This window comes from Bradyrhizobium sp. SZCCHNRI1029 (assembly GCF_032487555.1).
In the GTDB taxonomy this organism is placed as follows: Bacteria; Pseudomonadota; Alphaproteobacteria; order Rhizobiales; family Xanthobacteraceae; genus Bradyrhizobium.
Genome location: NZ_JAUEUK010000001.1, coordinates 263697 through 282476 on the forward strand (window position 1 = coordinate 263697; position 18780 = coordinate 282476).

The 18780-nt window shown below is 65.5% G+C and carries 13 protein-coding genes and 1 pseudogene; 7 read left to right on the forward strand and 7 right to left on the reverse strand.

Annotated features, from left to right (window positions below):
• Positions 1-214: 214 nt before the first annotated feature.
• The gene (locus tag QW861_RS01205; protein WP_316192612.1) at positions 215-1162 is read right to left on the reverse strand and encodes a LysR family transcriptional regulator; all 948 of its coding nucleotides are present in this window, start codon (positions 1160-1162) and stop codon (positions 215-217) included.
• Between the two features lie 186 nt (positions 1163-1348).
• On the opposite strand from QW861_RS01205, the gene QW861_RS01210 reads away from it, so the two are divergent.
• The 5 genes from QW861_RS01210 to QW861_RS01230 all read left to right on the forward strand — a co-directional run bounded on the left by QW861_RS01210 (position 1349) and on the right by QW861_RS01230 (position 8191).
• Positions 1349-2509, forward strand: coding sequence for an MFS transporter (locus QW861_RS01210; RefSeq protein WP_315751683.1), 1161 nt, complete (start codon positions 1349-1351; stop codon positions 2507-2509).
• Positions 2510-2534: 25 nt separating this feature from the next.
• Entirely contained in the window at positions 2535-4004 is a 1470-nt protein-coding gene (locus QW861_RS01215; protein WP_315751684.1) for a carotenoid oxygenase family protein, read from the forward strand.
• Positions 4005-4118: 114 nt separating this feature from the next.
• Positions 4119-4778: a glutathione S-transferase family protein gene (locus QW861_RS01220; protein WP_315751685.1), complete on the forward strand. Its 660-nt coding sequence runs from the start codon at positions 4119-4121 to the stop codon at positions 4776-4778.
• 35 nt (positions 4779-4813) lie between these two features.
• A complete protein-coding gene (locus QW861_RS01225) occupies positions 4814-5248 on the forward strand; it encodes a GlcG/HbpS family heme-binding protein (protein WP_315751686.1) in 435 nt (144 codons plus the stop codon).
• Between the two features lie 792 nt (positions 5249-6040).
• Positions 6041-8191 (forward strand): methyl-accepting chemotaxis protein, encoded by a 2151-nt coding sequence (locus QW861_RS01230; RefSeq protein ID WP_315751687.1) that lies wholly within the window; start codon positions 6041-6043, stop codon positions 8189-8191.
• A gap of 12 nt (positions 8192-8203) precedes the next feature.
• Here QW861_RS01230 and QW861_RS01235 read toward each other — a convergent pair whose 3' ends face one another.
• Entirely contained in the window at positions 8204-8758 is a 555-nt protein-coding gene (locus tag QW861_RS01235) for a DUF3124 domain-containing protein (protein ID WP_315751688.1), read from the reverse strand.
• A gap of 25 nt (positions 8759-8783) precedes the next feature.
• Between QW861_RS01235 and QW861_RS01240 the strand changes: the two genes are divergently transcribed.
• Together QW861_RS01240 and upp are read left to right on the forward strand one after the other, a co-directional pair.
• The gene (locus QW861_RS01240; RefSeq protein WP_315712180.1) at positions 8784-10511 is read left to right on the forward strand and encodes a cation:proton antiporter; all 1728 of its coding nucleotides are present in this window, start codon (positions 8784-8786) and stop codon (positions 10509-10511) included.
• Between the two features lie 53 nt (positions 10512-10564).
• Positions 10565-11200 carry a uracil phosphoribosyltransferase gene (upp, locus tag QW861_RS01245; RefSeq protein WP_315751689.1) on the forward strand — a complete coding sequence of 212 codons (636 nt, stop codon included), beginning with the start codon at positions 10565-10567 and terminating at the stop codon, positions 11198-11200.
• 15 nt (positions 11201-11215) lie between these two features.
• Here the strand turns inward: upp and QW861_RS01250 are convergent, their stop codons facing one another.
• The 5 genes and pseudogenes from QW861_RS01250 to QW861_RS01270 form a co-directional block, all read right to left on the reverse strand.
• The gene (locus QW861_RS01250; RefSeq protein ID WP_315751690.1) at positions 11216-12160 is read right to left on the reverse strand and encodes a DMT family transporter; all 945 of its coding nucleotides are present in this window, start codon (positions 12158-12160) and stop codon (positions 11216-11218) included.
• Between the two features lie 57 nt (positions 12161-12217).
• Positions 12218-13120: pseudogene (locus tag QW861_RS01255) on the reverse strand (NAD(P)-dependent oxidoreductase); the annotation flags it as partial.
• A protein-coding gene (gene prfB, locus QW861_RS01260) for a peptide chain release factor 2 (RefSeq protein ID WP_315712184.1) occupies positions 13102-14236 on the reverse strand; the annotation gives its coding sequence in 2 pieces (ribosomal slippage) (positions 13102-14166 and positions 14168-14236; 1134 coding nt in all). The pseudogene QW861_RS01255 and the gene prfB, both read right to left, overlap by 19 nt.
• 125 nt (positions 14237-14361) lie before the next feature.
• The gene (locus QW861_RS01265; RefSeq protein ID WP_315712186.1) at positions 14362-16869 is read right to left on the reverse strand and encodes a penicillin-binding protein 1A; all 2508 of its coding nucleotides are present in this window, start codon (positions 16867-16869) and stop codon (positions 14362-14364) included.
• Positions 16870-17099: 230 nt separating this feature from the next.
• Entirely contained in the window at positions 17100-18422 is a 1323-nt protein-coding gene (locus tag QW861_RS01270) for an N-acetylmuramoyl-L-alanine amidase (RefSeq protein WP_316192779.1), read from the reverse strand.
• Positions 18423-18780: the final 358 nt, after the last annotated feature.

The following is an 18780-nucleotide window of genomic DNA, read 5'->3' on the forward strand; positions in this document are numbered from 1 at the left end:
CCGGCCGCGCCCGGACCCGGCCGGCTCACGCCGCGCCGAGCGCGTCGACAAAGCGCGACAAATCTTCCCCCAACTCGCCCGGCTCCTCGAGGCCGATGCTGAGCCGCACCAGCACATCCTTGAGCGCCTTGCGCAAGGCCAGATCCTTCACCGTGATCGCGCCGAGCAGCAGGTCGGAATGGTCGCCGACCGACGGGCACGAGACAACATCCGGTCATTTGCGCGACGCGCGTGCCCTGCTCCGGCCTTCGGACGCAATCTGCGCCGCGCATTCGGCGAACACCTGGCGCAGGAATTTGTGGCTGGGGTCCTGATCCCTGAACGAGGGCCAGATCATGGACTCGTTCAGGCGCGGAATCTCGAACGGGAAGCCGACGAACTTCACGGGATAATGCAGCGCCAGATCCTGCGCGAGCAGCCGATGCAGTGTCGCGATCCGGTCCGTCCCGCACAACATCCTGGGCAGCAGGCAGTAGGAATCGACCGTACAGGCAATCCTTCGCGGCCGGCCGGCGCGCGGGAAGAACAATTCCTCGAACGAGAAGGAGCCGGCTTCGCCGAGGCGGACGTTGACGTGATCGGCCGCGAAATAATCGTCCTCGGACAGCTTGCCGCGCCGCAACGGCCGCTCCCGGCACATCATGCAGACATGATCGTCCGACAGCAGATGCGTCTGCGGATGCGCTATCCGTGATGCATACTGCTCGGGCAATATCAGCAGGTCGATGTCGCCGAGCCCGAACACCTGCTCGACATGCTTGGGCAGATGCGCGATCTCGAGCTGGAATCCGCTCGCGCGCTGCGCGAGCGCGATCGCCACTCGCGACACCAGCACATAGGTCGCGTAGTCGGATGCACAGATTCGGAACGTGCGGCTGATCGTCGAGGGATCGAAGTCCGGCCTCGTGCTGATCGCGGCGCGCGCACGAACGAGCGTGTCCTTGACCGGCTCGACCAGCGCCTGGGCGAGCGGCGTCAGCTCGAACTGCCGTCCGACCTGGGTCAACAACTCGTCCTCGAAGAACTCGCGCAGACGCGCCAGCGCGGCGCTGGTCGCGGATTGACCGAGCCGGAGGCGATCCGCAGCCCGCGTGACGTTGCGCTCGTCGAGCAGCGCGTCGAGCGCCACCAGCAGATTGAGATCGAACCTGTCCAGCCGCATCGCAGCGCGCTCCCTTCCCCTGGACTTGTCACTTGGTATCGATCGTATCGATGACGATGCGCAATTCAATCGATTTTGCCGGATCACGGGTTCGACCTAGCGTGTGCTCGGACCAGCGTCGGCAGAGGGCGCGAAAGCCCGGGCCAAGGGGCCCCCCGCGACTGGTCCGTTCACGGGGAGGGAAACATGAGCCGATCGAGCTCGGGTGGAGTCGTGCTCGCCACGTGCCACGTGGCCGGCATGCTGGACCTGGTGGCGCTGCCGGTCTGGGTCGGAACGTTCATCGAATTCTACGGTCTGTCGCCCGCGCAGGCGGGTGCGACCGTCACCAGCTTCCTGGCGGGCATCGTGCTCGCGAGCCTGGTGACCGCGCGATCGTTCACGCGGCTCGACGCGCGCAGCATCGTGGTCGGCGGCTTCATCGTGGCCGCTGCGGCGTTCGGCTATCTCGCCGGCAGGCCGCCAGAGCTGGTGCCATTCTGGGTTCTGCCGATCATCCACGCCATCGCGGGCCTCGCAGCCGGTGCCGCCTTGTCGATGACGCACGGCACGATGGGCCGTACCGACAATCCGCACCGCCTGTTCGGCCTCGCCAATGTCGCGCTCGCCGTCTTCAGCGTCGCCTTCTTCGCCACCGTGCCGGCCCTGATCCATGCGATCAGCCCGCGCCTGCTGTTCGCGGTGTTCGCAGCCAGCATGGCGGTCGCGGCGCTCCTGGCCTCTCTCGGCTTCCCGCGCTCCGTCGCCGCCGCCGAGACCGGCGGCGAGATGCTGCACGCGATGCCCGGCCGAGCCTGGCTGATCATCGCCGTCGTGATCTGCCTCGCCTTCAACCAGTCGCTCGTTTTCTCCTTCCTGGAGCGCATCGGCCATCACAAGGGGCTGTCGCAGGACGACGTCACCAAGGTTCTGATCGCCGTCGGCTTCATCAACCTGCTTCCCGGCGCGCTGGCGGCGGCCCTGCAACGACGCCTGTCGCCGATCGCGATCGGCATTGCCGGCCCGCTGCTGCAGGCCATGCTGGCTTTCGTGATCGTCAATGCCCAGGGCTTCTCGACCTACGCGGCCTTTGCGATCCCCTACGTCTCGATCGTGATCTTCACCCACACGTTCCTGTTCGGACTGCTGTCGCAGATCGACCCGAGCCGGCGCGCAGTCGCGGCGACACCGGCGATGATGATGATCGGATCGGCCGCGGGACCCGCCGTCGCCGGCGCGATCGTGGAGAGCCTGGGCTACGGCGGCCTGAGCTACGTGGCCGGAACGATATCCACGCTCGCCGTCGTCCTGATGCTGACCTTCAAGGCACGCACCGCCGCATCACCGGCCATGCTGCGCTCCGCCTGAGCCCCCTGCCCCCAAGGAGAGTCCCATGAACAAACACGTCACGCAGCACAACGGCCTGGAGTTTCCGCAGGATATCGTGTTCTCCGGCTATGCAGCTCCGGTGCGGATCGAAGGCGAGGTGCACGACCTCGAGGTGATCGGCCGCATTCCGGCGGGGCTGGAAGGCGTCTACTACCGCAACAGCGCCGACCACACCTACCCGCCTCTGCTGGGCAAGGACATCTTCCTCAACGGCGACGGCATGGTGCACATGGTCCGCATCCAGAACGGTCATGCCGATCTGGCGATGCGCTACGTCCGTACCCGCAAGTTCCTGATCGAGCGGCAGGCGCGCAAGGCGCTGTTCGGCGCCTATCGCAATCCGTTCACCGATTCACCCGAGGTGGCGGGCGAGGATGCCAACACCGCCAACACCTCGGTGATGTGGCACCATGGCAAGCTCTATGCCCTGAAGGAATCCGGCCGCCCCTACGAGCTCGATCCGGTCACGCTGGAGACCCGTGGCGAGACCGATTTCGGCGGCCAGCTCCGGAGCCGCACCTTCACCGCCCATCCCAAGATGGACCCGCTCACCGGCGAGTGCATCGCGTTCGCCTATAATTGCGAGGGCACGGCCAGCAATGACATCGAGCTCTACACCATCGCGCCGGACGGCGAGTTCACCCGCACCGAGCGCTTTACCGCGCCCTACTGCTCGATGGTCCACGACTTCCTGGTATCACGCAACTACATCGCCTTCGTGATCTGCCCGATGGTCTGCGACTGGGATCGCGTCAGGAAGGGCGAGCCCTATTGGCATTGGGACAGCCACAGGCAGACCCATGTCGCCGTGATCCCGCGCCGGCAGGGCGTGGCCGGCATCCGCTGGTTCACCGCGCCGAAGCTCGCGATGCAGACCCACACCTTCAACGCCTGGGAGCACGGCAGCCGCCTGGTGCTCGACCAGTTCGTCACGGAGTCCGGCTGGCTCAGCCAGTTCCCGGACATCCGCGATCCCGAGGCCAAGGAGCTGCCGCCCTTCGGCGAACGTTGGACGATCGATCTGTCGAGTGCATCTGGCGCCATCGACATCTCGCGCTTCATCGGACACATCGGCGAGATGCCGGTCATCGACCAGCGCTTCGCGATGGCCCGCGTCCGGCACTTCTGGTTCGGCACCAACAATCCCAAGCTCGGCCCGATGCTGCCCTTCGGCCCCAAGGGACCGCCCTTCACCTGCCTCGGACATTTCGACGAGGAGACAGGCAAGCTCGACTTCTACTACGCCGGCCCCGAGAGCTCGCCCGAGGAGCCATGCTTCGTTCCCCGCAGCGCGCACGCAGCCGAGGGCGACGGCTGGCTGCTCAGCATCGTCGGACGGCGGGCGGAGAACCGCACCGATCTCGTCATCCTCGACGCACGCAATCTGTCGGCCGGCCCCATTGCGACAATCCGCTTCCCGTGCCGGGTGCACGAGGGTTTCCACGGCATCTGGGTGAACGCCGACGTCCTTTAACGCATCCGGCCACCGGAGGCGCCAGCCGCGGATCCGCCAGCGCCTCGCGCTGAACGACAAACACTCCAATGACAAAGAGCCTCGCAGCAGGCCTGTCACAACCGGGGAAACACCATGATACGTCTGTACGGCTCGATGCACTCGCGCGCGCATCGCTGCGCCTGGATGCTGAAGGAGCTCGCGCTCGACTTCGAGCACGTTCCGACCGGCTTCACCGACGGCAGCACCCACACGCCGGACTTCCTGAAGATCAATCCCAACGGACGCGTGCCCGCGTTCGTCTCCGACGAGATCCGCCTGTTCGAGTCGCTCGCGATCAACCTTCATTTGGCGCGCCGCTACCGCAGCGACCTTTCTCCGGCCACCCTGGAAGAAGACGCGCTCGTCACCCAGTGGAGCTTCTGGGTCGTGACCGAGATCGAGAAGCCCCTGCTTCTCGCCGCAGCCAATCGCGTCCTGTTCGATGCCGACAAGCGCGATGCCGACGAGCTCGGGATCGCGCTCACCAAGCTCGGCCGTCCGCTGGCGGTCCTCGATCGGCATCTCACCGAGAGGCCCTATCTCGTCAGCGGCCGCTTCACCGTGGCCGACCTGAATGTCGCCGCCGTCATGACGCTGGCCCGGCTCGGCACGCTCGACATGTCACCATGGCCCCATGTCGACCGCTGGCTCGATCGCTGCCTGGAACGGCCGGCCGCTGCGGACTGGAAGACGATCAGTTTCCGCGTTCCGCGGCCCGAGAACCCTCTCGGCATCCTCGCGATGTTCGTCTGAGGCACTATCGCAGATTGAATGAGGAACCGCACATCATGCTGATGCTCGCCGACGCAGTGATCATCATCGACGCCGCGCTGCGCGAAGCGCGTGCGAAGAACCTCGCGCCGCTCGCGGTCGCCGTGCTCGATCCAGGCGGACACCTGATCGCCTATCAGCGCGAGGACGGCGCCGGCATCGTCCGCTTCGACATCGCCTTCAGCAAGGCCTTCGGCTCGCTCGGCATGGGCTTCGGATCACGCGAGCTGAGCCGTCGCGCCGGCAACATGCCGACATTCTTCACGATGCTATCAGCCACGACCGGCGGCCGCCTCGTCGCCTCGCCCGGCGGCGTCCTGGTGCTCGGACCGGACAGGCAGGTGCTCGGCGCCGTCGGCATCTCCGGCGATCTCGGCGACAATGACGAAGCCTGCGCGATCGCCGGCATCGCCGCGGCGGGCTTTCGAACGGAAGAGCCGCCCGGCGCGTGAACCGGTGAAGAACGGCCAAGCGGACCGCCGAAACGGTCCACGCGGCTGATCATCGCTTGGCCGGGAGCACGAAGACGTGGCCGGCCCCACCGCGGGCGGGTGCCCATCATTCGGCTGAAGGGGAGGACCACGCCCGGCAGCAACTCCCTCATCCGAATTCTCCCACGCGATTTTGTTATTTCTTTTTTCCAGAAATCATGTATGATCCCCCCATCCTGCCCTCTCTGCGAGGGGCGTACGCGTCGTCACGGACGTTGGGGCGGGATGCGGTGGACGCGGGCTGCGATGCACGACGGGCATGGCGGTCGCGGACGATGAAGTCGCGTGGTCCTGGCGCCCCGATGCTGGCGCCAAGTTCGTGCCGGTGCAGATGCGCTGGCGCGGATGACGGGGGCAAGAAAGCCGGTCCCCGGGGAGATCGCGTATAAGTTGTTAAAACCATCGCGCAGGGAATGCCGGTTACGGCTTTGCCTGTGGTACCTGCCGCCTGCATTCTTCTCGCAGGCGGGCCATGGGTGAGGCCTTCACCCGGCATTCCCTGCACCCTCGCGTCGAGGGGGCGCTGCCGAAGACCCCGGGTGCACCGCGCCGCGGGAGCTCTTTCTGCACGCTGAATCACATACTTGCGCGCGAGAGCGAGCATTCCATACAAATTGCAACCTTTATGAGCAGTGCGTAGTCGTACGGTGCCTAGGTTTTACGCAACTTTTAAGGAGTCGGCGCCTTCTAAGCGGTGATCTGAAACTCTGCATCCAGTGTCCGCATGCAGGTGGGACAATTTGGAGTCATACCGTGCGCAAAAATCTGCCTGTCACCCACAACGAATACCCGATCACCGACGAGACGCTGATCGTCTCGCGCACCGATCTGAAGGGCAAGCTGACCTACTTCAACGACCAGTTCGTCGATGCCGCCGGCTTCACCCCCGACGAGCTGATGGGCCAGCCGCACAACATCATCCGCCACCCCGACATGCCGGAGGCCGCATTCGCCAATCTCTGGGACACGCTGAAGCAAGGCAAGCCGTGGGCCGGCGCCGTCAAGAACCGCCGCAAGAACGGTGACTTCTACTGGGTACTGGCGAGCGCATCCCCCATCCGCGAGAACGGCCGGATCACGGGCTACACCTCCATCCGCACCAAGCTGCCGGCCGAGCAGCGCGCCGAGGCCGAGAAGGTCTACGGGCTGTTGAATCAGAACAAGGCGCAGGGCTACGCGATCAGCGCGGGCGTCATCCGCCGCCGCTCGGTGTTCGACCGCCTGTCGCTCTTCACGGGTACGCTCAGGGCGCGCCTGACGACCTTGGCCGCGGTGCTGGGCGTGTTCATGCTGATCATCGGCGCGGCCGGCCTGCTGTCGACCCGCTCCACCAACGTCGCCATGAAGTCGCTGTACGAGGATCGCACGATCCCGCTGGCGCAATTGCTCGAGATCAACGATCGCACCTTGCAGAACATGTCGTCGCAACAGTCTGCGGCGGCGAACGGCAAGGCCGGAAAACCGATCGACGGCATCAGGGCGCTGGTGGACGGAAACAGCGCCAGGATCACCAAGGTCTGGGCCGACTACATGGCGAGCTACCTGACGCCGGAGGAGAAGATCGTCGCCGATGCCTTCGCGATCAAGCGCAAGGCCTATCTGGAGGAAGGCATCAGGCCGGGATTGGCTCTGCTCGAGCAGGGCAAGTTCGACGAGGCGAGCCAGCATATCGCCACCAAGGGGCATGATCTGTTCGAGGCCGCCAAGCACGAACTCGACAAGCTCGTTCAGATCCAGGTGAAGGAAGGCAAGGCGCTCTACGAGGAGGCCGAGAGACAATATCTGGTGGTGCTCGCGATCATTTCTGTGATGATCCTGGCCGGTATCGGAATCGGCGCTACGTTCAGCCTGCAGAGCATCCGCGCGGTGCTGCGGCCGCTCAAGGTGCTCAACGACGCCATGCAGAACATCACCGCCGGCAAGCTCGACAACCGCATTCCGGTGGAGCGCGACGACGAGCTCGGCGAGGCGCTGCGCAACCTGCAGACCGTGCAGGCGATCGTCCGTTTCAACAGCGAGGAAGTGAAGGCCGTGCAGCACTCGGCCGAGGTCAAGCGCAAGGCCGGAATGAACAAGCTCGCCAGCGAATTCGAAAACGCGATCGGCGGCATCGTGCAGACGGTGTCCTCGGCCTCGTCGCAGCTCGAGACGTCCGCCGGCACGCTGACCTCGACCGCGACGCGCTCGCAGGAGCTCGCCACCACCGTGGCCGCCGCGTCCGAGCAGGCCGCGACGAACGTGCAGTCGGTCGCCTCGGCCACCGAGGAACTGACCTCGTCGGTGACCGAGATCAGCCGCCAGGTGCAGGAATCGGCGCGCATCGCCAACGGCGCCGTCGATCAGGCGCGCACCACCAACGACCGCGTCAACGAGCTCTCGAAGGCAGCCGCGAGGATCGGCGACGTGGTCGAGCTGATCAACACCATCGCCGGCCAGACCAACCTGCTGGCGCTGAACGCCACCATCGAGGCGGCGCGCGCCGGCGATGCCGGCCGCGGCTTCGCCGTGGTCGCGTCCGAGGTCAAGGCGCTCGCCGAGCAGACCTCGAAGGCCACCGGTGAGATCGCCCAGCAGATCTCGGGCATCCAGGCAGCGACACAGGAATCGGTGTCGGCGATCCGCGAGATCAGCAGGACGATCGAGCGGCTGTCGGAAATCTCCTCGACCATCGCCGCCGCCGTCGAGCAGCAGGGCGCGGCGACGCAGGAGATCTCGCGCAACATCCAGGAAGCGTCGCGCGGCACCACCGAGGTCAACACCAACATCGTCGACGTCCAGCGCGGCGCCTCGCAGACCGGCTCTGCTTCGGGCAACGTGCTGTCGGCGGCGCAGTCGCTGTCGCGGGAGAGCGACCGGCTGCGGCAGGAGGTCGACCGATTTCTCGGCAACGTGCGGGCGGCCTGAGCCGCCCCGCGCTCACCGCCCGGTCAGCCGGATCGGGCGGCCCTGACTGATGAAGGCGTAATGGCCGGCGCCGATGCCGCCGACCATCAGCGCCTCGACGACGGGCTCGGCAATCTCACCGGTCGCGGCCCAGTCGATGACGAAATTGGCGCCGGTGCCGCCGCGGGTGTCCTTGATGGGCACGAAGACCTCGACGGTCGCGAACGGCCTCAAGGCGACGGGCTCGCGCAGATGCGCCTCCACCAGCGTGCCGGCCGTATCGTAATAGTTGATGCGCCGGACGATCAGCGGCCGCTGCTCGGAGGCGTTGTGGATGCTCAGCGTCACCGAGAAATCGGCCTGGACCCGGCCCGGGGTCATCGCGACGCTGGAATAGACGGGGACATAGACGGCGCCCGTGACCGTGACGGGCTCCGCCGGAACTGGCGTCAGCGAGCTCGCGAAACCGGTGGTCACGTCGTCGGCGGCCTGCGCCGCGCCGGCCGCAACAGCTGCGATGAGCAGCAGCGCGAATGCGCCCGTCCGGATGTGACAGATTGCGGGTTTCCTTGCGCGGCGGCACGACATAAGTTGCCGCCTTGGGGGTTGCTTCATGCATGAACTGATCGGCGACATCACGCTCTGCATCCTGTTTGCGTGGGTGCTTGGACTGGCGGCACATAGATGGCGCCAGCCCTCGATTCTCGCTTATCTGGTCGCGGGCTTCGCCATTGGCCCCTTCGGCACCGGCTGGGTCAAGTCCCAGGAGTCGATTTCGGTGATCTCCGAGCTCGGCCTGATCTTCATGCTGTTCATGATCGGGCTCGAGATCGACCTCAAGAAGATCATCCGTGCCGGCCCGGTGATTCTGATCGCTGGTGGGGTCCAACTGCTCGGGGGTGCCGCGCTCGGCATCCTGTTCTTCGTCGCGATCGGCATGCGGATGGGCGCCGAGAGCTACGACGCACTCTATCTCTGCGTCGCCTGCGCGCTGTCCTCGACCGTCATCATCGTCAAGGTGCTGTACGAGAAGCGCGAGCTCGACACCCTGCCCGGCCGCATCACGCTCGGCGTGCTCGTGCTGCAGGACGTGTTCGCGATCCTGTTCCTGGCGGTGCAGCCGAGCCTCGACGACCTCCATGTCAGCGTGATCCTGCTGTCGTTCGCCCGCGCCGGCACACTGGTCGCGATCGCCCTGCTCCTCAGCCGCTACGTCTTGCCGCCGGTGTTCCATCGCATCGCGCGTACTCCGGAGCTGATCCTGCTCGGCGCGCTGGCCTGGTGCTTCCTGATCGGCGAGATCGCTGAAAGGCTGCACCTGTCGCGCGAGATGGGCTCGCTGGTCGCGGGCGTCTCGCTATCAACCTTCCCCTACGCGCTCGACGTCACCGCCAAGGTCACCACGTTGCGCGATTTCTTCATCACGCTGTTCTTCGTCGCGCTCGGCATGACCATCCCGATCCCGACGATGTCCGTGGTGGGGCTGGCGCTCGTGATCGCGCTGTTCACGGTGGCGAGCCGGCTGCTCACGACGTTCACACCGCTCTACATGATGCGGCAGGGCCTGCGTGCCAGCCTGCTGCCGGCGCTCAACCTCGCCCAGATCAGCGAATTCTCGCTGGTGGTGATCCAGACCGGCGCCGCCGCCGGGCACCTCAAGAACGGCACGTCGAGCGCGGCGTCCTTTGCCTTCGTGCTGCTCGCGGTGCTCTCGACCTTCGTCATCGTGCGCTCCGATCCGATTGCGCGGCGAAGCATCCCGCTGCTCAAGCGGATCGGTCTGCGCGACCTCGATGCAAGCAAGGATGGCGAGGCCGGTCATGAGGGCGGACACGGCGCCGGACGGCCGATCGTTCTCCTCGGATTCTTCCGCACGGCAAGCGCCCTGCTCAGCGAGATCGAGCGCAACGAGCCGGCGCTGCTGGAGCAGATCGGCGTGGTCGATTTCAACCCGGTCGTATTCCGAACCTTGTCCGATCGCGGCATCCAGGTGACCTATGGCGACATCAGCAACGTCGACACGCTGATTCATGCGGGGGTGGGCCAGGCCGAGCTGATCATCCTGAGCATCCCGGATTCGCTGCTCAAGGGTGCCAATAACGAAAAGCTGGTGCGCCATGTCCGCAGCATCAATGCAACGGCCAAGATCATCGCGACCGCCGACCTGCTCGCCGACGTCAACGACCTCTACGCTGCCGGCGCCGACTACGTGACCGTGCCGCGGCTCAGCGATGCGCAGGTGCTGCTCAACCTGATCCAGGACGTCAGCGCCGGGCTCCTCTCCGAGCGCCGCAGCCAGGCGGAGACGATGCTCGCCGACCGCCGCGAGGTGCTGCCATGAGCCCGGCACGCATCCATCTCCCACAGAACCTGCGATCCTGCTGGACTTGAATCATGGCAAACACGAGCGTTCACGTCGTCGATCACCCGCTGGTCCAGCACAAGCTCTCCTTGATGCGCGAGCGTGACCGCTCGACCAAGGGCTTCCGTGAGCTGTTGAACGAGATCGGCATGCTGCTAGCCTACGAGGTCACGCGCGACCTGCCGCTCGAGCTGGTCGACATCGAAACGCCGATCGCGCCGATGAAGGCGCCGAAGATCGCCGGCAAGAAGCTGACGCTTGCGCCAATCCTGCGCGCCGGCGTCGGCTTCCTCGACGGCATGCTGGCGCTGATGCCGTCCGCGCGCATCGCCCATATCGGACTCTACCGCGATCCCAACACGCTGCAGGCCATCGAGTACTACTTCAAGGCGCCGCAGGACCTGAGCGACCGCACGGTGATCCTGATGGACCCGATGCTCGCGACCGGCAACTCCGCCTGCGCGGCTGCCGAGCTGCTCAAGACGCGCGGCGCCCGCGACATCCGTTTCGTCTGCCTGCTGGCGGCACCGGAAGGCATCGCCAAGTTCGAGAAGGAGCATCCGGACATCCCGATCTGGACCGCGGCGATCGACGAGAAGCTGAATGACCACGCCTACATCGTGCCCGGTCTGGGCGATGCCGGCGATCGGATGTTCGGCACGAAGTGATGGTGCGCGTGCAGTTCAGCAGGACGGTCGCGGTGAAGGGCGAATGACGCTGAAGATGCGACCGTCGATCACCAGCAGCGCACTCCCGATCACCAGCGCACCGCTGATCTCTCCCAACGAGATACTTTCACCGAGCACCAGCGACCCGAGCAGGATCGTCGTCAACGGGATCAACAACGTCACCAGCATCACGTTGGTCGCCCCGGAGCGGCGCAGGATTTGGAAGAACACGATATAGGCGAACGCCGTCGACAGCGCCGCAAGGCTTATGACCGCGACCCAGGTCTGCAGTCCGGGAAGCGGGAGACGCCAGGGCTGGTCGACCGCGCCGGCGACCATCAGCATCATCACGCTGGACGCCGAGAGCTGGAAGGTGGCGGTTGCAAGCGGCGGCGAATGGGCGAGATGGCGGCGCACCAGCAGCGCGGCGATGCCGTAGCTGAGCGACGCGCCAAGACCGAACAGAATGCCGTAGCCGCCTGCCGAGCCGCCGAGCCCCGGTCCGCCCCGCAGGATCACGACCCCGACGAGGCCGACGACCAGACCCGCTGCCCGCCGGGCCGACAGCCTTTCCTCTCCCGCGGCGGCCATCACCACGATTGTGAACAGCGGCGTCGTCGCATTGAGGACGGCAGCAAGGCCGGAGGTGATGAACGTCTGGCCGATCACGATCAGGCAGAACGGCACGACATTGTTGAACAGCGCCACGGCAAGGAACGGCAGCCAGCCGACAACCCCCTTGGGAAAGCCGAGCCCGCGCAGTCGCGCCACCGGCAGCAGAATCGCCGCCGCCAGCACGATGCGTAGCAGCACCAGCGTCAGCGGGGGCAGTTCCTTCAAGGCGAGGCCGTTGAAGATGAACGATCCGCTCCACAGCAGCGAGAGCAGGCCGAGCAGCGACCAGTCCCGCGCGTCCATGCTCTCGTTCTGGGATGTCATCGCCGCAAGCCGCTGTTTCATCTGCGCGAGCCTTGCAGGCGAAGACTCGCGCCGTCCACCCGCTTTCCGTTGGTGTGTCTACGGCATGGATCTCGGCCGCGACACCAGCTCGATCATGCGGCCTTCGTCCTCATCCGGCATCGCCGCCTTCGCCCGCGCATAGGCATCGACGGCTGCCTGGGCCATGATGGGACGCTCACCAAGCAGCTGCTCGGCGAGCTGCAGCGCATAGGCTGCATCCTTGTGACGGAGCGCCGCGGTGAAGCTTGCATCGGCGAAGTTGCGCGCGATCATGCGCGGCGCGTGGCGCAGAACCTGGGGGCTCGCCGCGACGCCGCTCTGGATCGCCTCCAGCACGAGCTTCATGTCGAGGCCGGCCTGCTCGGCGATTGCGAGCCCCTCCGCAAGACCTGCGATCTGCATCGCGCCAAGCAGGTTGTTGATCAGCTTGTAGACTGTCCCGGCGCCCACGGGCCCGAAATGGCGAATGGCCGAGCCGATCGGCGCCAGATACGGCCGCGCGCGGTCGAGATCGGCAGCGTCGGCACCGACCAGCAAGGTCAGCTTGCCGCTCGCGGCCGCGTCGGGCAGCCCGGTCACCGGGCAGTCGAGATAGGTCACGCCGCGCGCATCCAGCTCGCGCGACAGACGCAGCGCATGGTCGCGCGATACGGTCGAGCATTCGATCGCGATCGTGCCGACCCGCATGGTGGCCGCGGCGCCATCCGGCCCGAGCCAAACCGCGCGCGAGGCGTCGTCATCAGCCACCATCGTAACGACCGCATCGGCATCGATTGCCGCATCAGCTGGCGAGGTCGACCAGCGCGCGCCGCGCGCGATCAGATCCTCCGCCTTCGCCCGGCTGCGATTCCAGACCGCCACGGAATAGCCTGCGTCGAGATAACGACCGGCCATACCATGGCCCATGCGCCCGAGCCCGATGAAGGCAACGCGCGCCACGCTCAATCGACGTCCTCGATCGCAGCGCCTGGCGTCGTGCCGAACGCGCGCTGCGCCAGCGTCGCCGCCATGAACTCGTCGAGATCGCCATCGAGCACGCCGGCGGTGTCGGACGTCTGCACGCCCGTGCGCAGATCCTTCACCATCTGATACGGCTGCAGCACGTAGGAGCGGATCTGGTGGCCCCAACCGATCTCGGTCTTGGCCGCCTGGTCGGCCGCCGCTTTCTCCTCGCGCTTCTTCAGCTCGATCTCATAGAGACGTGCGCGCAGCATGTCCCAGGCCTGGGCGCGGTTCTTGTGCTGTGACCGGCCAGCCTGACAGACCACCGCAACGCCGGTTGGGATGTGCGTCAGCCGGACCGCCGATTCGGTCTTGTTGACGTGCTGGCCGCCGGCGCCACCGGACCGCATGGTGTCGACGCGGACATCGGACTCCTTGATGTCGATCTTGATGCTGTCGTCGATGACCGGGAAGATCTGCACCGAAGAGAACGAGGTGTGGCGGCGTGCATTCGAATCGAACGGAGAGATTCGGACCAAGCGATGCACGCCAGCTTCAGTCTTCAGCCAACCATAGGCATTATGCCCGGAGATCTGGATGGTCGCCGACTTGATGCCGGCCTCTTCGCCCAACGATTCTTCGAGATACTCGATCTTGAAACCGTGCTTCTCGGCCCATCGGGCGTACATGCGCAGCAGCATCTGCGCCCAGTCCTGGCTCTCGGTGCCGCCGGCGCCGGCATGGACCTCGAGATAGGTGTCGAACTTGTCGGCCTCGCCGGACAGGAGCGCCTCGAGCTCGCGCCGCGCGACCTCCTTCTTCAGCTCCTTCAGCGCATTCTCGGCTTCGGTGACGACACCGGGATCGTTCTCGGCCTCGCCAAGCTCGATCATCTCGATATTGTCGCTGAGCTCACGTTCGACCTTGCCAATGCCGGTGAGCGAATCCTCCAGCGAGGTCCGCTCCTGCATCAGCCGCTGAGCTTTTTGGGGGTCGTTCCAGAGATTGGGGTCTTCGGCGAGCTTGTTCAGCTCGGCCAGCCTTGCCGTCGATGTCTCGACGTCAAAGATGCCTCCTCAGCAGCCCGACCGACTGCTTGATCTCTTCTACGATTTTCTCGATTTCCGCGCGCATGTCGCTCTCTTCAGGCCACGGCTCGAAGCGCCGCAGCATCGTCTGTCACAGGGGATGTAACGGCGCTCGGCGCAAAGCGCAATCGCTCTGCACCGCACCGGCATCAGTTTCAGCCGGCCCAATGCCTAATAGAGGCTTCCCGTGCCTGGACGGATGATGAAGCTGCCAGCATCAGGCTGGCCGCCGCTCTGCGACGGCATCACGCGTCCATCGGCGTCGGCGACACCGATGACCGAGTAGTTGTCCGGCGGCGCCGTACCAGGTTTGAACGCTTCCATGATCGTGCGGCCGCCGTCGCCAGGGCTCGCGCGCATGCCAGTCTTGGCATCGACACGGACCAGCTTGATGCCGGCCGGGATCTTGAAGGGCGTGGCCGGCTTGTCGGCCAGCGCGAGCTTCATGAAGTCTTTTGCGATCGGCGCGGCCAGATGACCGCCGGTCGCAGCATTACCCCTACCGAGCGGCCGGGGCTTGTCGTAACCCATGTAGATGGCGACGGCGAGGTCCGGCGAGAAGCCGACGAACCATGCGTCCTTGGCCTCGTTGGTGGTGCCGGTCTTGCCGGCGATCGGCTTGCCGACCTCCTTCAGCACGGTCGCCGTGCCCGCCTGCACCACGCCCTCGAGCATCGAGGTGATCTGGTAGGCCGTCATCGTATCCAGAACCTGCTCCCGGCGGTCGACCAGCTGCGGCTCGCTCTGGTTCTTCCAGCCGTCCGGTGCGTCGCAGCCGCGGCACTCGCGGGCATCATGCTTGAAGATGGTGTGGCCGTAGCGGTCCTGGATGCGGTCGATCAAGGTCGGCTTCACCCGACGGCCGCCATTGGCGATCATCGAATAGGCCGTGACCATGCGCATGGCCGTGGTTTCGCCGGCGCCGAGGGCGTAGGACAGGTAATTCGGCAGCTCGTCATAGACTCCGAACCGCTTGGCGTATTCGGAAATCAGCGGCATGCCGACGTCCTGCGCGAGACGCACGGTCACCGTGTTCAGCGACAGACGCAGCGCGTTGCGCAAGGTCGTGGGCCCGAGATATTTGCCGTTCGAGAAGTTGTCGGGGCGCCAGACCTGCCCGCCCTGCCCCTGGTCGATCTCGATTGGTGCGTCGACGACCTGGGTCGACGGCGTATAGCCGTTGTCGAGCGCCGAAGAATAGACGATCGGCTTGAATGACGATCCGGGCTGCCGGTAGGCCTGTGTTGCGCGGTTGAACTGGCTCTGGTCGAAGGAGAAGCCGCCGACCATCGCGAGCACACGGCCGGTGTTCGGGTCCATGGCAACCATCGCGCCGGACACTTCGGGCAGTTGCTCGAGGCGATACTGGCCTTCGACCGGATTGCCTTCCTTGTACAGCGGATCGGCATAGATCACGTCGCCCGGCTGCAGCACCTGGGCGACCGACGTCGGCACCTTGCCACGGCCATTGGCCGTCGCAGCCCGCGCCCATTTCACGCCGTCAAGCGTGATCAGGCCAGTCTGGCGTTCCTTGCTGACGGCGCCGCCGAGTTCGCGCGGCGGCTGGAAGCCGATGCGGGCGGACTGGTCGCTGGTCTCGAGCACCACGGCCATCCGCCACGGTGAGATGTCCGAGAGCGATTTGATGTCGGCGAGCTTCACCCCCCAATCGCCCGAAGTATCGAGCTTGGAGACAGGCCCGCGATAGCCCTGCTCCTGGTCGTACCTCACGAGTCCGGCGACCATGGCCTTGCGCGCCATGACCTGAATCTTCGGATCGAGCGTCGTCCGGACGGACAGGCCGCCTTCGTAGAGCTTCTTCTCGCCATAGCGCTCGAAGATGTCGCGGCGAACTTCCTCGGCGAAATATTCACCCGCAAAGATGTGGGCGCCGGTGTTGCGGCTCGCGATCGTCAGCGGATCCTTGCGCGCCTTGTCGGCGTCGGCCTGCTTGATCCAGCCGTTCTCGAGCAGACGATCGACGACGTAGTTGCGGCGCTCGATGGCGCGGTCGCGATTCCGGATCGGATGCAGGCTGCCCGGCATCTTCGGCAGCGCGGCGAGATAGGACGCCTCCGCCACGGTGAGCTCGTTCACCGACTTGTCGAAATAGACCAGCGACGCCGCGGCGATGCCATAGGCGCCCGAGCCGAGATAGATCTCGTTGAGATAGAGCTCGAGAATCTTGTCCTTCGAGTAGGTGCGCTCGATGCGCATCGCCAGCAGCGCTTCCTTGATCTTGCGGGCGAACGACACCTCGTTGGTCAACAGGAAGTTCTTGGCGACCTGCTGGGTGATGGTGGAGGCGCCCTGCGGACGGCGATTGGAGCCGAAGTTCTGGGCGTAGACCACGGCGGCGCGCGCCATGCCGGTGAAATCGATGCCGCCATGCTCGTAGAAGTTCTTGTCCTCGGCGGCGAGGAAGGCGTTGATCACGAGCTTGGGAACCGCCTGGATCGGCAGGTACAGCCGGCGCTCCCGGGCATATTCACCGACCAGCGAGCCGTCGACCGCGTGCACGCGCGTCATCACCGGCGGCTCATAATCCTGCAACTGGGAGTAGTCAGGCAGGTCCTTGGAAAAATGCCAGATCAGGCCGGCCGCTGCTGCCACACCGACCAGGAACAAGACGGTACCGGCCGCGAACAGGAAGCCCAAAAACCGCACCAGAAAGCGCATCGGCGAATATCCGTTCCAACTCTTGTTTCGTCTCTCGGCTCGGACGCGGCGCACCCACAGGCGCTACCGCCAAAAATCACACGGTCGGCTGCAATGCCGCATGACCCATGCCAGAGAAACGCATGGTCAAGCCTATCAGCGGTCAAGCCTATCACAAGTCTGCCGAGAAGGAATCCTCACTGATTCCGGGTGCCTCGCAGCACGTTTATACGGATGTTGCTGTGGCCAAACTAGGGCTTTGCGCGTACCGCCGCCGGCTTGTCCGGCCTCTCGGGGCCCGCGTTGGCGATGCGCTTGGCCAGAAAGGCATCGATCGCCCGCGCCATTGCGTCCGCCGTGCGCGACCGCCATGCGTCGGAGACCAGGTTCCCCATATCGCCCTTATTGGAGACATAGCCGAGTTCGACCAGCACGGATGGCACGTCGGGCGCCTTGAGCACGCGGAAACCGGCCGATTTCAGCGGGCGCTTATGCATATGCACCGCCGTCTTCATGTCGTTCATCAGCACACGGGCGAACCTGTTGGAAAACGTGCGGGTTTCCCGGCGGGCCAGATCGATCAGGATGTCGGCGACGTCGGCCGGCTCCTCGGTCAGATTGACCCCGCCGATCTGGTCGGCCCGGTTCTCGGCCTCGGCCAGCCGTTCCGCCTCGACGTCAGACGCCTTGTCCGACAGCGTATAGATGGTCGCGCCCTGCGCAGTGCCCTCACCTCGCGGCAGCGCATCGGCGTGGATGGAGACGAACAGAGCCGCCGACTGCTTCTGGGCGATGCGGACCCGGTCTCCAAGCGGGATGAAGGTGTCGTCGTCGCGAGTCATGATCACGCGGAACTTGCCCGACCGTTCCAGCCGGTCGCGCAGCGCCTGGCCGAAGGCGAGCACCAGATTCTTCTCCGGCACCTCGCCGCCCTGGGTGCCGTAGTCGATACCACCATGACCGGGGTCGATCACGACCACGGGCCGGGTGTCCGGCGGACCATCCGTCGGAGGGGGAGCGATGGCGACCGTCGTCGGCGGCGGCCGGACTGCCGGCGCAGGGTTTCCTGCGACCGCGACCGACGCCGTCGCGGACCCCGAATCGGCAGGCCTCGACGCAAGACGGCTGTCGCTGCCGATGGCGCGGGCGAAGGTCGCCTCGTCGACCTCCTCCAGTTCGAGCACCAGCCGCGGCGGCTGACCGTTGGCGGCATCCAGCACCGTGGAGTTGGCGATTCGAGCCGGGCCGGTGAGATCGAAGACGATGCGGGACCCACCGGGCATCACCATCCCATAGCGGAACGCCTTCACCAAACCACGGCCGCTGGTCCCGGCTCCAGTGGGCAGATGAAAGCTGACCTGGGGCAGGTCGACGACGACGCGATAGGGTTCGCTGAGCAGGAAGGTTCGAAACGGCACCGTCCGGTCGAGATCGAGCACGAATCGGGTCTGTCGGGAATCGCCGGCGACCCGTGCGTCGGTGGCGATGGGGAACCCGGGCCCGACCACGGCAGGCGGCACCTGGCCGACCGGCCCGCTCTGGGCGCGGGCCGGAATGACCGCCGCACATAACATTTGCGTGACGCACAGCGACGCGCATCCCAGCAAGGAAAGGTAATTCGCCCGGCCAATTGCCAAATCGATGCCTCCGCGGGATCGTCTTACCGCAACCAATCCCAGGGGTTAACCGCCAAATTTTGTCATTTTCGTTAAAGGCCACCGATTGTTGCGGTTCCGCGACGCTTCGCTTGCGCGACCTGACCATTCCTCGTATGTACGAAGGGCTGAAGGCTAATCCTTACTGCCGGTTGTGTCGCGTTCAACCTCCGGTGAAACGCCGGAAGCTTCGTGATCGGGGTGCTCGATATCGGGTCCTCGGTCGTTGCGAAGAGTCCAGCGCCTTTCCGACGCTCCATCAAAGCCTGCGCGATCC